The following is a 12,354-nucleotide window of genomic DNA, read 5'->3' on the forward strand; positions in this document are numbered from 1 at the left end:
GGGTACTCGTGTGTGCCGGCGTTCAGCGACGACAGCGGGGGCAGCGCATCCCCCGCGGCCACCCACAGGAAGCGCGCCGCCGCGGGCGATCCGGCCCAGCGGCAGCCGGTGTGAAAGCGCAGCCAGGCCGCCGCGTCGGTGGCGGCGAGCGCGGGCGAGAGCCAGACCGCACAGTCGCTGTCCACCAGCGCCTGCAGCAGCAGGGCGGCGGCGCCGTGGCCGTGGTGCGGGCGCTCGGACACATCGGGCATCTCGATCACACGGCCCGGGTGCGACAGCGCCGACAGCGCGGTGCGGAACACCGCCTGGCTGCCCAGCGCCGAATCGTGGAAGCCGGGGCGCACCCGTTGCAGGTCTTCGGTCTTCATGCTTCGTCTCCTTCGTCGGCGCTGCCGGACTCGCGGGCCACGGTGAAGAAGTTCACCTGGGTCGACTGCGCCCGTGCGGCGCGCTGCGCCCGCTGCAGGTGCAGGTGCTGGCGCACCGGGTGCAACAAGGCCGCGTCCAGCGCCTCGTGTTGCGCGGGGTCCTGCAGCAGCGCATCGGCCATGGCCGCGAGCTGCGCCTGCCGGTGGTTGCGGCCCATCACGTAGGCCACGCCGACGGCGCTGCCCTCGTCGCCCACGCGCAGCGCACAGCGCGTGACGGTGAGCTCGCCGAGGTTGAAGCGCTCGCCGGTGCCGCCGGCGCGGCCCTGCACCATGTACAGGCCGGTCTCGGGTTTGCGCAGCCATTGCGGCGCCAAGGCCGCCTGCTGTGACAGCGCCTGTTCCAGCAAAGGCAGCGGGGCCCGCGACAGCAGGGCCATCCATTCGGGGCGGGGGGTGGACCGGTTCGGCCTGTGGTTGTCAAACGCGTGAAACATCGTCGTGTTAGCCTGAAAGCTGTGTAGACAACTTGTGTCCGGACCATCAGCTTAGGTTTCACCTGTGTCCTTTTCATGACAAGAACCACCGCCTCTTCCGCCCTGCTCCTGCCCGAACCCGATCACAGCTTCTGGGCCCGCATCGCCCACGAAATCGCCGACGCCATCGGCCGCGGCATCTACGCCCCCGGCGATCGCCTGCCCTCGGAACACCTGCTGGCCGAGCAGTACGGCGTCAACCGCCACACCATCCGCCGCTCGCTGGCCAGCCTGGGCCAGATCGGCCTGGTGCGCTCCACGCAGGGCAGCGGTACCTACGTGGAGGACTTCGCGGTCGACCTCGTGCTGGGCCGCCGCACACGCCACCGCCAGAGCCTGGCGCAGGCTGGCCTGCCCGGCGGCCTGCGGGTGCTGGCCTCGCGCACGGTGCGCGCCAGCGCCGACGTGGCCAAGGCACTGGAGATCCGCACCGGCAGCACGGTGCTGCACCTGCAGGTGGTGGGGGACGGCGGCGGCCAGCCGCTGCACGTCAGCGACCGCTTCTTCCCCTGCCCGCGCTTTGCCGGGCTGGACGAGCGGGTGCGCCAGAGCGGCTCCATCACGCAGGCTTTTGCCGACTGCGGCGTGCCCGACTACACGCGGCGCCAGAGCCGCATCTCGGCGCGCCTGCCCGACCCGGCGCTGGCCGCACACCTTCGGCAGCCGGCGGCCCGGCCGGCGCTCTACGTCAGCAGCGTCAACGTGGACACCCACGGCACGCCGATCGAATACGCCTGCACCTGGTTCGCCGGGGACCGCGTCACCCTCACCGTGGACCACGACCATGCCGTCTGAGCCTGTGCCCTTCCACCGCGTCGCGGTCTACGCAGCGCCCGATCCCGCGTCCGCCTGGTGGGCACGTGGCAGCGAATGGCTGGGCCGCTGTGCCGCGCGCCGCTGCGCCCTGCCCATGCCGGTGATCAATGGCGTCGACCCGGCGGTGCAGCAGGCCGTGACCGCCGACCCGCGCCGCTACGGCTGGCACGCCACGCTCAAGGCGCCGTTCCGGCTGGCGCCCGGCGTGGGCTTGCAGGCCCTGCGCGAGGCGTTGGCCGCCATCGGCCGGGACCACCGCGCTGTCGAACTGGCCGACCTCCGGGTGGACCGCCTCGGGCACTTCCTGGCGCTGCGCCCGCAGGCACCGCCCGTAACCCTGGGCGCGCTGGCCGACGACTGCGTGCGGCGCCTGCAGGCGCTGGCGGCGCCGCTGTCCGACGCGGAGCTGGCGCGCCGCCGCCGCGCCCCGCTGACCCCCGAAGAGGACGCGTTGATGTTGTCCTGGGGCTACCCCTGGGTGCTGCACCAGTTCCGCTTCCACTGCTCGCTGACCGGCCCGCTCGACGGCGTGCCGGACGCGGTGGTGGAGCGCTTGGAGCGGGCCGCCCGCTCGCACTTCGCGGCGTTGCCACCCTGGCGGCTGGACCGCCTCTCCCTCTTTGTTGAACCCACACCGGGCGCCGATTTCGAACTGCTCGAACAGCTGGAGCTTGCCGCATGACGCAAGGTCTCATCTACGTGGTCGGCCCCTCCGGCGCCGGCAAGGACAGCGTGCTGCTCGGCCTGCGCGCGCTGTGGTCCGGTCTGCCGCCGGCCCACTGGGCGCGGCGCACCGTCACCCGACCGGCGCAGGCCGGCGGCGAGTCGCACGAATGCGTCAGCGAACCCGGCTTTCAGCGCCTGCAGCAGGCACAGGCCTTCGCCATGGCCTGGCATGCCAATGGCCTCTGGTACGGCGTGCGCCGCACCGAACTGGCCCCGCTGGCCAGTGGTCACTGCGTCTTCGTCAACGGTTCGCGGGCCTACCTGCAGCAGGTGCTGCACCAGTGGCCGCAGGCCACCGTGGTCCAGATCAGCGCGCCCGCCGACCTGCTGCGCCAGCGCCTGCAGGCCCGTCAGCGCGAGAGCGTGCAGTCCATCTCCGACCGGCTGGCGCGCCACGTCGACATGGCGCTGCCCGACGATGCCATCCACATCGCCAACGACGGTCGGGTGGAAGACGCGGTCGGCATGCTGCACGCCGCGCTGCAGCGCCGCTTCGCTCCGGCCGAGGTCCCGGCCCGGTGAGGCTGGTCTCGCTCAACACCTGGAAGGCCGAAGGCGACCACCCGCGGCGTCTGCGGGCCATGGCCGTGGGGCTGCAGGCCATGGCGCCCCACGTGGTGGCGCTGCAGGAAGACCTGCGCACCGCCGACGGGCAGATCCACACCGCGCAGACGCTGGCGCACGCCCTGGGCCTGCCGTTGCACGCGCTGCCGGCGCGCGCCAAACGGCGCCGCGTGGGCAAGGTCTGGGTGGACTCGACCGCCGGGCTGGCGGTGCTCAGCCGCCGCCCGGTGCGGGAGCAGCGCGCGCTGGTGTTGCCCCAGGACCCGCGCGACGGCGAGCGCCTGGCGCAGTGCCTGCGGCTGGAGGGAGAGCAAGAAGACTGGTGGCTGGTCAACCTGCACCTGAGCCACCTGCCCGACCGGGCCGATCTGCGGCGCGCTCAGCTGGGCGTGGTGCTGGAAGCACTGGACCGGTGGGCGGGCGCTGCCCCGGTGGTGCTGTGCGGCGACTTCAACGCCGCGCCGCAGGACCTTGAGATCGCCGGCTGCGTGCATCCCCGCGGCCCCCTGGTCGATGTGTTCGGCGGCCGCACCAAATGCACCCACCGCACGCCAGAAGGCGCGGCGCGCGATCTGGACCACATCTTTCTGCGCATGCCCGCCGCGGCCCCGGCGGTGGCGGTGCACGCCGCCACGGTGGTGCTGGACCGCGCCGATGCACACGGCGTGCTGCCCAGCGACCATTTCGGGGTCTGCGCCGACCTGTCGCTCTGACAGCGGCGCCGACCCGTCACATCACTTCACTTCGGTGACGAACTGCTCCAGGGGGCGGCGCACTTTCTTCAGGTTCACCAGCCAGTCGCCTTCGGCGGCGCGGTAGCCCAGCGGCACGATGGCCACGCTGCGCAGGCCGCGCTCGCGCAGCTTCAGGATCTCGTCCAGCTTGGCGGGGTCGAAGCCTTCCATCGGCGTGGCGTCCACTTCTTCAAACGCGGCGGCGATCAGCGCAGCGCTCAGGCCGATGTAGGCCTGGCGGGCGGCGTGCTCGAAGTTCACCTGCGCGTCGCGCTGCGGGTAGCTGTTGAGCAGCATCTGGCGGTAGTTTTCCCAGCCTTCGTTGCGGAAGCCACGCACCTCGTTGGTCAGGTCGAACATGTGGTTGATGCGCTCGGCCGTGTAGTTGTCCCAGGCGGCGAACACCAGCAGGTGCGAGCCGTCGGTGATCTGCGCCTGGTTCCAGGCGATGGGCTGGATCTGCTCGCGCACCGCCTTGCTGGTGACGACGAAGATCTCGAACGGCTGGAGGCCGCTGGAGGTGGGCGCCAGGCGGGCGGCCTCGACGATGCGGTCCACCTTGTCCTGCGGCACGGCCTTGGCCGGGTCCATCTTCTTGGTGGCGTAACGCCATTGCAGTTTGTCCAGCAGCACGGGGGCCTGGGGTTGCGACAGATCGCTCATGGAATGCTCCGAAAAAAAGGAGTGCCCGCCCGGTGCGGACACATGCGCTCGATGATGCCGCAGTGCAGCAAACCGCGATGTCGCCCACGCGGAAAGGCCGGGCTGGCACGCCCATGTGCCGCCGCCTCAGCGCGCGTCGGGCGGATCGGGTATAGGCGTGCGCCGTGGCCGCCGTGGCCGCCGTGCGCCTCAGCCTCGCGCCGGCGGCCGTGGTCTGGGGCTGGTGGTGCGTCGCGCCCGGGCGGCAGGCGGCGGTGCCGGGACGTCCGGCCCTTTGAGCGCGGCGTGCAGGCGCTCGCGCGCGCTGCCCTCCTGCGACCAGCGCTCGTCCAGCCGGGCGGCCAGCTTGTCGATGTGCTCGCGCATCAGCTGTTCGGTGCGGGCGTTGTCGCCGGCGGCCAGCGCGTCGACGATCTGCGCGTGGTCGTCGTTGCTGACCTCGGCGTCCGAGCGCGACTGGTACAGGGCCGAGACCAGGGTGGTGCGGGCCGAGAGGTCCACCATCATGGCGGTGATGAAGCGGTTGCCCAGGCACTCGGCCAGGCAGACGTGGAAGTCGGCCAGCGCGATGCTGCGGGCCCCCGGCTCGCCGCTGGCGATGCAGGCTTTTTCATCCGCCACGTGCTGGCGCAGGCGGCGGATGACCGATTGCAGCGGCTGGCCGGCGTCGCGCAGCATGCCCGACTCGATGATGCGCCGGGCCGCGTAGGTCTCGCGGGCTTCTTCGAACGAAGGCTCCACCACGTACCAGCCCACGCGTGATCGCACCTCGACGAAGCCCCGGGCACGCAGCTGGATGAGGGCTTCGCGCACCAGGGTGCGGCTGACACCGAACAGATCGGCCAGTTCCTGTTCGCCCAGGCGCGTGCCGGGCAGGATCTTGCGCGTCAGGATGGACTGGACGATGCGTTCGGCGATGTCGGGCGTGGCGTCCATGGCAATGGGCTGCAGCGTTGGAAGGGCAGCCGGCATTATTGCGACACCAGGGTTCTGGCCGCCTTACGGGGCGCGGCGCGGGCGCACCGTGGCCATGATCCAGTAGGTGGCGCCGCCGATGAGCACGCCGAAGAACCAGCCGTAGGTGCCCCACCACGACGGCAGCAGCTGGGTGAAGGTCGGCAGGATGGTGGAGAACAGCGCGCCGACGCCGGTGGCGATCAGGGCGTTGAGGTTCCAGCCGCCTTCATAGCGGTACTCGCCGTGTTCCTCGTACAGCGCCTGCACGTTGATGTTCCCCCTGGCCACCAGGTAGTAGTCGACCAGGATGATGCCCAGCAGCGGACCCATGACCGAGCCGATGGCGTTCACGAAATGCGCCGCATTGCCTTCCCAGGGCGCGAAGGGGTAGAGCACCAGGGCGATGCCGGCGGCGATGAAACCGCCCTTCTTGAAGCTGATCGACTTGGGGAAGACGTTGGAAATGTCGAACGCGGCGGACACGAAGTTGGCCACCACGTTGATGCCCAGCGTGGCCACGGCGAAGGTCAGGGCGGCGATCAGCGCCAGCACCCAGCTGTCGAACTTGGCGGAGATCTGTTCGGGGTGCAGCAGCACCTCGCCGTAGACCTTGAACGCCGCGATGGTGGTGACGCCAGCCACCAGCGAGAAAGCGATCAGGTTCACCGGCAGACCCCAGAGGTTGCCCTTGCGCACCGCGTCCTTGTCCTTGGCGTAGCGCGAGAAATCGCAGAAATTCAGGTACAGGGCAGCGAAGTAGGTGATCCAGGTGGCGCCCACCGCCATCAGGGCCCAGAACGAGCCGGGCTCGCCGCTCACGCCGGCGTCCTTGGTCTTCTCCACCAGCAGGTCCATCGGGATGCCGTGGTCGAACGAAAAGCCGCCGGCCTTGACCGTCAGACCCACCGCCAGCACCAGCATCGCGATCCACACCGCCGGGCCGGCCCAGTCCTGGAATTTGCGCACCGTCTCCATGCCGCGCTGGATGATTAGCAGCTGCAGCGCCCAGATCACCACGTAGCAGATCACCTCCAGCCCGGAGTGCCCGAGGAAGTGCACGATCTGGTGGTAGGCCAGCAGGTCGGGGTTGCGGATCAGCAGGGCCACCATCGCGCCCGAGGCGGCGGCGGTTTGCGCGCCGTACCAGAAGCAGGCCACCACTGCGCGCACCAGGGCCGCGAGGTTGGCGCCCCAGATACCGAACGAGGCCCGCGCCAGCACCGGGTAAGGCACACCGGTCTTCTCGCCGGCGTAGCCGATCAGGTTCATCAGGGCGTAAATGACCAGCGAACTCAGGCCAATGGCGATGAGGAAGTTGGTGAAGCTGCCGCACAGCAGGAACAGGCTGGCCGCCAGGTAATAGCCCCAGAGGCTGTGCACGTCCGAGGTCCAGACGTTGAAGATGCTGAAGGGACCCCAGTTGCGTTCCTTGGCGGGTGCCAGGTCCTCGTTGTAGAGCGCAGGGGATGGATTGCGTATGTCCATGGGGAGGTCTCCGGTGCGGCGGCGCCAGAGCGCGGCCTGTTTCATTGGATGGCCAACGGTGGCTTGGAACACAAGTTGGTATTCAACAATGTATACAAGATGGGGTGCGGCAGTCTGCGGGTTTTCCCTTGCATTCGCATAAGGGGTGGTCGCGTGGACGACTCAGGCCGGGCCGGTCCGCACCATCGCGATCGCGTCGAACGGGCGCACTTGACCGCGCACAGCGCGCAACCGGTGCAGCCGGCCTCGTCGTGCAGCGTGCTCTTTTTCTGCCAGTTCGGGGCTGCTTCGAGCGACAGCACGCGCGGCGGGCACGCGCCCACGCACCAGCCGCAACCGGTGCAGCGCTGCGGGTCGATCACGGGCAGTGCCTTGCGCTCGGTGGCCATCGCGCTATTGTGTGGGCACCATGCCGCACACCGATCCCGACACCCTGCGCCGCATCCTCGCGCGCGACCGCACCATCGCCGTCGTCGGCCTCTCGGCCGACCCCTGGCGCCCCAGCCACGACGTGGCCCAGGTCATGCAGCGCCACGGTTACCGCATCGTGCCGGTCAACCCGCGGCTGACCGATGTGCTCGGCGAACAGGCCTACGCCCGGCTCGAAGACATCCCCTTTCCCATCGACATGGTCAACGTCTTCCGGCGCGAGGAGGACATCCCCGACATCGCGCGCAGCGCCGTGGCCATCGGCGCCCGGACGCTGTGGCAGCAGCTGGGCCTGCGCAGCACCGAGGCCGACCGCATTGCCACCACGGCCGGGCTCGACTCGGTATGGGACCGCTGCCTGAAGGTGGAACACGCGCGCCTCCTGCGCGGTTGATGCCCGGTAGATGCGCAGGGGGTGGGCGGCCTTTGCGGGGCCGAGGCCCGCGGTTCAGGCACCATCGCACCCATGCCCGAAACCACCTTCCACATTCCTGCCCTGCACACGCAGGCCGATGCCGACGCCGTCATGTTCGAACTGCAGGACCTGCCCTGCGTCAGCCAGGCCGACGTGGACCTGCCCGCCCGAACCGCCTGGGTCAATCACACCACCATGATCGCGCCCGAAGACATCGCCGCCGCACTGGCCGAAGCGGGTTACGAAGCGTCGGTGGTCTGAGCGGCACGCCCGGCCGGGTCAGCCCGCCTGGCGCTGCCACAGCGCGTGGGCCAGCGCCTGGGCCTGCGGCGTCACCCCGGCCGGGGCTGTGTCTGCGTCGGCCAGGCGAGCCACCAGGTGTTCCACAAACGCCCGCTGCGGCGGTACCGCGCCCAGGAACAGCGCGCGCCCTTCGCGCGCCACCAGCACCGTGGGAAAGGTCTCGATGTCCAGCCCCACCGCGTCCATCAGGTCCGGCTCGTCCTCGATGTCCAGCCACTGCCAGCGGCGCTGCGGGTGGCGCGCGGCCAGCGCGTCCCAGTCCGGGCGCCAGGCCCGGCAGGCACTGCACCACTCCGCACACAAACAGACCACACGCAACATGCCACCGGCTCCCGAGCACTTCACAATCCGGGGAGCATAGCCGCGCCCCCACGCGCCGATCCACCTCTCCGCCAGACCAGACCCCCCCATGCAAGGCATCCGCCGAAAAGTCGTTTACGTCGGCCTCTACGAACTGTTCGCCATCGCCTTCAGCAGCACCGGGCTGGCCGCCGGCGCCAACGCCAGCCTGGAGCGCGCCGGTGCGATCGCGGTGGCCACGGCCGTGATCGCCGTGGTGTGGAACCTGGTCTACAACACCCTGTTCGAGCGCTGGGAAACGCGCCAGCGCGTGCGCGGCCGCGGCCTGGGCCGCCGCGTGGCCCACGCCGTCGGCTTCGAGCTGGGCTTTCTCGTGCTGCTGGTGCCGCTGTTTTCGTGGTGGTTCGGCATCAGCTTTCAGCACGCGCTGGTGCTGGAGATCGGGCTGGCCCTGTTTTTCCTGCTCTACACCTTCGTCTTCAACTGGTCGTTCGACAAGGTGTTCGGCCTACCCGCTTCGGCCCAGTGACGCAGCGCCACCGGCGCACAATGACCGCATGGAACCGTCCCGCCTCGCCGTCTACGACCACTACGTCTACGCCACCGTCGCCCTGCTGGGCACCGCCCTGGCCGCCTGGGCCATCTGGCGGGTGCTCGCCGCGCCGCGCTGGCGTGCACAGGTGCTGTCGCTGGCCGGCGTGGTGCCACCCTTCCTCAACATCCTGGGCGTGCTGTTCGGCCTCACGCTCGCCTTCATTGCCAACGACACCTGGAGCGCACACGACCGCGCCATGAACGCCGTCTACCGCGAAGCCGACGGCTTGCGCACGCTCGACGCACTGGCCCGCGGCCTGCCCGACCCGCAGCAAACCAGCCTGCGCGCCGCCGTGCGCACCCACGCCGCCGCCACCGCCGCCGAATGGCAGCCACTGGCCCAGCGCAGCAGCAGCCCTGCCGCGCAACGCAGCGCCGACCAGCTGCTCAGCCTGGTGGCCAGCCCCGCCATGGCGCAGGCCGCCGGAGCCAGCGTGCACAGCCTCATGCTCGGCACCGTGGCCCACCTGCGCGACGACCGCGACCTGCGCATCGCCCTGAGCCAGATGCACGTCAACCCGCTCAAGTGGATGGGCATGGCCTTCCTCGGCCTGCTCACGCTCGTCTCCATCGCCGTCGTGCACGTGGAACACCTGCGCGCCGCGGCCACCGCCATCGTGCTGTTCTCGGTGGCCGCCGCCCCCACCGCCGCCATCGTCCTCATGCAGGGCAACCCCTTCCAGAGCCCGTCCTTCGTCTCGCCCGCCCCCATCGCCCAGCTGGCCCAGCCCCTAGCCAGCGCACCATGAGCGACAGCACCACCGTCATCACCCGCCACCTGCGCATCACCGGCCGCGTGCAAGGCGTTGGCTACCGCTGGAGCATGGCGCAGCAGGCGCAAGCGCTGGGCATCACCGGCTGGGTGCGCAACCGGCGCGATGGCAGCGTGGAGGCACTGGCTTGTGGACGGGCTGATGCCGTGCAAATGCTCATCGACTGGGCGCATCGCGGGCCAGTGATGGCGCGGGTGGAAGCGGTCGAGGTGCGGGAGGCGCTGGGGACCGCAGAGGTGCTGAGCGGGTTTGAGCAACGGGAGACGGTGTAGCCCCAGCCCACGACGCGCTGCCTATCATGTGAGCCTCAACTTCAGGGAGGCCAGACGCATGGCAAACAACCACCACAGCGCGGACCACGAATCGCGCGTCGCCGTCCTGGTGGACTGCGACAACACCACCCCCGAAATCCTCGGATACGCGCTGCGCGTGGTGGCCCAGTTTGGCCGCGTCGTGCTGCGCCGCGGCTACGGCAACCACACCACCCTGGCCAACAAATGGCAGGAAGCGCTGGTCCGCCTCGCCTTCACACCCTGCCTGCAATACCAGTACGCCGCGGGCAAAAACACGTCCGACATCGCGCTGGCGCTAGACGCCATCGAAGCCCTGTTCGACCGCCGGGCCGACACCTTCTGCCTCGTCACCAGCGACTCCGACTTTGCCTACCTCTGCCGCAAGCTGCGCGAACGCGGCGCCACGGTACACATCGTGGGCGAAGCCAAGAGCCCGGATGCGTTGCGCAATGCGAGCGACCAGTTCTTTGAGTGGGTGAAGCCGGAACCGATCGAAGCCGAGGTTCCCGCTCCAAAAGCAAGTGCGAAGAAGTCGGAGCCGACCAAATCCGAGGCGCCCAAGCCTTTACCTATGCAGCGCCCGAAATTCGTGGTCGATGCGGTCACGCTGTTGGCAGCTGACACCTCAGAAGGCAAGGTCAGCATCAGCATGCTGGGTTCTTACTTGAAGCGAGCCGACCCTTCCTTTACGCCAAAAAAGTATGGTCACGCCAGTCTGCTCAACATGCTCAAGACCTACGACTTTCTCAAACTCCAACAAGGGGCAGGCGATCACTGGTTCGTGCAGGCGGCTGGAGGCGGGCAAGAAGCCTGAGGGGCGACGAACACTGGCGACGGCGTTCGCGGTGAGCTGGTCAATGGAAGCGCTTGAATGAGCAATAGGCGCCCGCGCTCCCATCCTGCGCTGGCTTCCAGCCGCTGTCACCCCAGGCAATGTCCTGGGTGTCGGGAACGATTCAGTTGAGTAGTCTGCGGTCCCCAAAACAGGAGGAACGCCTTGAACCCAACCGAATCGACTCCACAACGCCTTCAGTACGGCGAGCGTCCAACCTATCCCGGCATGTACCTCGGTCTTTTCCATGGTCGCAACAACCGAAAAGAGAACATGGACGATTGGGGTTTTGCTGGACCGGTGCTCGGCCCGCTGATCTATTGCCACACCACCTACATGGCGCATGTACATCTGTACTTCGTGAACAGCCAGGATGCTCGCGCCTGCTGCAATTCAGGTCATCTTGCGGTGAACCTAGAGGTGGTGGAGGACATGATCCATTTCGAGGGTGCCTACTATGGCGATTGGACGGTTTTCTATGTATCGCCCGAGGAGTGCCGCCGTCCTGATGACGCATTCCGGAAGAAGCCCCGGATCAACATGCATCAGTGGCACGACTACTTGAAAAGCGTGCCAAATCCGGACGAACCGTAGGGAAACCCAATGCCTAGATCGACAGACTGGACCCGCGAACAGACGCTCGCTGCGCTGCATGTTTATTTCCAGTTGCCGTTCGGACAACTGCATCAGCGAAACCCATTGATCCAGCATTTGGCCGAATGGATCGGCCGTACGTCTGGGTCGGTCGCGCTCAAGTTGGTCAACTTCGCGAGTCTCGATCCGCAAGTGCGTGCAAGCGGGCGCGCGGGAATGAGCAACGCTTCACGACTCGACAAGCAAATCTGGAGTGAGCTCAACAGCAACTGGGATCTGGTTGCCGACGAGGCTGCACGCACATACGAGCACTACGGCAGCGAGCACGGGGTGGCACCCGGCGCAGATGTCGCCGAAGACGTCCCAGAGATTGCAGAGGGCAAATCGGTGAGTGCGACGGTCAAAGTTCGAGTCAATCAAGCACGCTTTCGACGGGCAGTGCTCGCGAGCTACAACGCGCGGTGCTGTATCAGTGGACTTGGCATCTCGCAGCTGCTCGTTGCCAGTCACATTCTCCCGTGGAGCATGGATGAGAAGAACCGCCTCAACCCGCGCAACGGGCTGCTCTTGTCGTCGTTACACGACAAGGCGTACGACGTCGGTTTGATCACCGTCATGCCCGACTTCACGATCCGAGTAGCCGAGCACTTGAAAGACGCCTTGCTGGACGGTTTTGCGAAAGAAACGCTGAAGGCCTTTGACGGACGATCTATTCGTCTGCCCGAACGATTCAAACCCGATCCAGAGTTCTTGGCCTCGCACGCGTCGCGTTTCGGGTTCCTTTGACGCAGGGTGTATGACAAGGCGCTTGCGCCTTGTCATACGCAGCTCTGATCCATCATCAGCGCCGCATACAACGGCGAGAAGCCCCTTCTGTCCCCCGTGGACGATGAACAGTGGGTTCATGGTGCACCCTGCTGGAGAAATCTGTGCCGTTAGTGACCCATAGGGTATTTGGGCCAACACTGATTT

At 68.1% G+C, this 12,354-nt stretch carries 18 protein-coding genes and 1 pseudogene; 12 read left to right on the top strand and 7 right to left on the bottom strand.

Annotation, left to right across the window (positions count from 1 at the left end):
• Together ACR2JA_RS14880 and phnG are read right to left on the bottom strand one after the other, a co-directional pair.
• Positions 1-368 (bottom strand): phosphonate C-P lyase system protein PhnH (locus ACR2JA_RS14880; RefSeq protein WP_434009860.1); only part of this gene is annotated, 368 nt, incomplete at its 3' end.
• The gene (gene phnG, locus ACR2JA_RS14885; RefSeq protein WP_434009861.1) at positions 365-865 is read right to left on the bottom strand and encodes a phosphonate C-P lyase system protein PhnG; all 501 of its coding nucleotides are present in this window, start codon (positions 863-865) and stop codon (positions 365-367) included. The genes phnG and ACR2JA_RS14880, both read right to left, overlap by 4 nt.
• 75 nt (positions 866-940) lie before the next feature.
• Between phnG and phnF the strand changes: the two genes are divergently transcribed.
• Genes phnF through ACR2JA_RS14905 form a run of 4 tightly spaced genes read left to right on the top strand, consistent with a single transcriptional unit; the run spans position 941 to position 3,723 of the window.
• Complete coding sequence (gene phnF, locus ACR2JA_RS14890) at positions 941-1,699, top strand: phosphonate metabolism transcriptional regulator PhnF (protein ID WP_434009862.1); 759 nt, start codon at positions 941-943, stop codon at positions 1,697-1,699.
• Positions 1,689-2,402 carry a DUF1045 domain-containing protein gene (locus tag ACR2JA_RS14895; RefSeq protein ID WP_434009863.1) on the top strand — a complete coding sequence of 238 codons (714 nt, stop codon included), beginning with the start codon at positions 1,689-1,691 and terminating at the stop codon, positions 2,400-2,402. The genes phnF and ACR2JA_RS14895 overlap by 11 nt, the downstream gene beginning before the upstream one ends.
• Complete coding sequence (gene phnN, locus ACR2JA_RS14900) at positions 2,399-2,968, top strand: phosphonate metabolism protein/1,5-bisphosphokinase (PRPP-forming) PhnN (protein ID WP_434009864.1); 570 nt, start codon at positions 2,399-2,401, stop codon at positions 2,966-2,968. Before ACR2JA_RS14895 ends, phnN begins: the two co-directional genes overlap by 4 nt.
• On the top strand, positions 2,965-3,723 hold the full coding sequence (locus ACR2JA_RS14905) for an endonuclease/exonuclease/phosphatase family protein (protein ID WP_434009865.1): 759 nt from the start codon (positions 2,965-2,967) through the stop codon (positions 3,721-3,723). Before phnN ends, ACR2JA_RS14905 begins: the two co-directional genes overlap by 4 nt.
• Positions 3,724-3,744: 21 nt before the next feature.
• Here ACR2JA_RS14905 and ACR2JA_RS14910 read toward each other — a convergent pair whose 3' ends face one another.
• The 4 genes and pseudogenes from ACR2JA_RS14910 to ACR2JA_RS14925 form a co-directional block, all read right to left on the bottom strand.
• The gene (locus ACR2JA_RS14910) at positions 3,745-4,407 is read right to left on the bottom strand and encodes an NAD(P)H-dependent oxidoreductase (protein WP_434009866.1); all 663 of its coding nucleotides are present in this window, start codon (positions 4,405-4,407) and stop codon (positions 3,745-3,747) included.
• A gap of 189 nt (positions 4,408-4,596) precedes the next feature.
• A complete protein-coding gene (locus tag ACR2JA_RS14915; protein WP_434009867.1) occupies positions 4,597-5,343 on the bottom strand; it encodes a GntR family transcriptional regulator in 747 nt (248 codons plus the stop codon).
• A 63-nt stretch (positions 5,344-5,406) separates the two neighbouring features.
• Positions 5,407-6,849: an NCS1 family nucleobase:cation symporter-1 gene (locus ACR2JA_RS14920; RefSeq protein WP_434009868.1), complete on the bottom strand. Its 1,443-nt coding sequence runs from the start codon at positions 6,847-6,849 to the stop codon at positions 5,407-5,409.
• 162 nt (positions 6,850-7,011) lie between these two features.
• Positions 7,012-7,238, bottom strand: a pseudogene (locus ACR2JA_RS14925) (ATP-binding protein).
• A gap of 20 nt (positions 7,239-7,258) precedes the next feature.
• On the opposite strand from ACR2JA_RS14925, the gene ACR2JA_RS14930 reads away from it, so the two are divergent.
• Entirely contained in the window at positions 7,259-7,672 is a 414-nt protein-coding gene (locus ACR2JA_RS14930) for a CoA-binding protein (RefSeq protein ID WP_434009869.1), read from the top strand.
• Positions 7,673-7,744: 72 nt separating this feature from the next.
• Positions 7,745-7,954: a heavy-metal-associated domain-containing protein gene (locus ACR2JA_RS14935; protein ID WP_434009870.1), complete on the top strand. Its 210-nt coding sequence runs from the start codon at positions 7,745-7,747 to the stop codon at positions 7,952-7,954.
• Positions 7,955-7,972: 18 nt separating this feature from the next.
• On the opposite strand, the gene ACR2JA_RS14940 is transcribed toward ACR2JA_RS14935, so the two are convergent.
• A complete protein-coding gene (locus ACR2JA_RS14940) occupies positions 7,973-8,317 on the bottom strand; it encodes a thioredoxin family protein (RefSeq protein ID WP_434009871.1) in 345 nt (114 codons plus the stop codon).
• Between the two features lie 88 nt (positions 8,318-8,405).
• On the opposite strand from ACR2JA_RS14940, the gene ACR2JA_RS14945 reads away from it, so the two are divergent.
• The 6 genes from ACR2JA_RS14945 (at position 8,406) to ACR2JA_RS14970 (ending at position 12,168) form a co-directional block, all read left to right on the top strand.
• The gene (locus tag ACR2JA_RS14945; protein WP_434009872.1) at positions 8,406-8,825 is read left to right on the top strand and encodes a PACE efflux transporter; all 420 of its coding nucleotides are present in this window, start codon (positions 8,406-8,408) and stop codon (positions 8,823-8,825) included.
• Between the two features lie 28 nt (positions 8,826-8,853).
• Complete coding sequence (locus tag ACR2JA_RS14950) at positions 8,854-9,639, top strand: DUF4239 domain-containing protein (protein ID WP_434009873.1); 786 nt, start codon at positions 8,854-8,856, stop codon at positions 9,637-9,639.
• Positions 9,636-9,935, top strand: coding sequence for an acylphosphatase (locus ACR2JA_RS14955; protein ID WP_434009874.1), 300 nt, complete (start codon positions 9,636-9,638; stop codon positions 9,933-9,935). The genes ACR2JA_RS14950 and ACR2JA_RS14955 overlap by 4 nt, the downstream gene beginning before the upstream one ends.
• A 58-nt stretch (positions 9,936-9,993) precedes the next feature.
• The gene (locus ACR2JA_RS14960; RefSeq protein WP_434009875.1) at positions 9,994-10,770 is read left to right on the top strand and encodes an NYN domain-containing protein; all 777 of its coding nucleotides are present in this window, start codon (positions 9,994-9,996) and stop codon (positions 10,768-10,770) included.
• A 183-nt stretch (positions 10,771-10,953) separates the two neighbouring features.
• Positions 10,954-11,382: a hypothetical protein gene (locus tag ACR2JA_RS14965; RefSeq protein ID WP_434009876.1), complete on the top strand. Its 429-nt coding sequence runs from the start codon at positions 10,954-10,956 to the stop codon at positions 11,380-11,382.
• 9 nt (positions 11,383-11,391) lie between these two features.
• The gene (locus ACR2JA_RS14970) at positions 11,392-12,168 is read left to right on the top strand and encodes an HNH endonuclease (protein WP_434009877.1); all 777 of its coding nucleotides are present in this window, start codon (positions 11,392-11,394) and stop codon (positions 12,166-12,168) included.
• The last annotated feature ends 186 nt before the right edge of the window (positions 12,169-12,354 follow it).

The sequence above is a fragment of the Hydrogenophaga sp. genome, from assembly GCF_051007235.1.
Lineage (GTDB): Bacteria > Pseudomonadota > Gammaproteobacteria > Burkholderiales > Burkholderiaceae_C > Hydrogenophaga.

Coding starts and splice junctions, on each gene's coding strand:
- phnG (WP_434009861.1), bottom strand. CDS start 865: ATGTTTCACGCGTTTGACAACCACAGGCCGAACCGGTCCACCCCCCGC.
- phnF (WP_434009862.1), top strand. CDS start 941: ATGACAAGAACCACCGCCTCTTCCGCCCTGCTCCTGCCCGAACCCGAT.
- ACR2JA_RS14895 (WP_434009863.1), top strand. CDS start 1,689: ATGCCGTCTGAGCCTGTGCCCTTCCACCGCGTCGCGGTCTACGCAGCG.
- phnN (WP_434009864.1), top strand. CDS start 2,399: ATGACGCAAGGTCTCATCTACGTGGTCGGCCCCTCCGGCGCCGGCAAG.
- ACR2JA_RS14910 (WP_434009866.1), bottom strand. CDS start 4,407: ATGAGCGATCTGTCGCAACCCCAGGCCCCCGTGCTGCTGGACAAACTG.
- ACR2JA_RS14915 (WP_434009867.1), bottom strand. CDS start 5,343: ATGGACGCCACGCCCGACATCGCCGAACGCATCGTCCAGTCCATCCTG.
- ACR2JA_RS14920 (WP_434009868.1), bottom strand. CDS start 6,849: ATGGACATACGCAATCCATCCCCTGCGCTCTACAACGAGGACCTGGCA.
- ACR2JA_RS14930 (WP_434009869.1), top strand. CDS start 7,259: ATGCCGCACACCGATCCCGACACCCTGCGCCGCATCCTCGCGCGCGAC.
- ACR2JA_RS14935 (WP_434009870.1), top strand. CDS start 7,745: ATGCCCGAAACCACCTTCCACATTCCTGCCCTGCACACGCAGGCCGAT.
- ACR2JA_RS14940 (WP_434009871.1), bottom strand. CDS start 8,317: ATGTTGCGTGTGGTCTGTTTGTGTGCGGAGTGGTGCAGTGCCTGCCGG.
- ACR2JA_RS14945 (WP_434009872.1), top strand. CDS start 8,406: ATGCAAGGCATCCGCCGAAAAGTCGTTTACGTCGGCCTCTACGAACTG.
- ACR2JA_RS14950 (WP_434009873.1), top strand. CDS start 8,854: ATGGAACCGTCCCGCCTCGCCGTCTACGACCACTACGTCTACGCCACC.
- ACR2JA_RS14955 (WP_434009874.1), top strand. CDS start 9,636: ATGAGCGACAGCACCACCGTCATCACCCGCCACCTGCGCATCACCGGC.
- ACR2JA_RS14960 (WP_434009875.1), top strand. CDS start 9,994: ATGGCAAACAACCACCACAGCGCGGACCACGAATCGCGCGTCGCCGTC.
- ACR2JA_RS14970 (WP_434009877.1), top strand. CDS start 11,392: ATGCCTAGATCGACAGACTGGACCCGCGAACAGACGCTCGCTGCGCTG.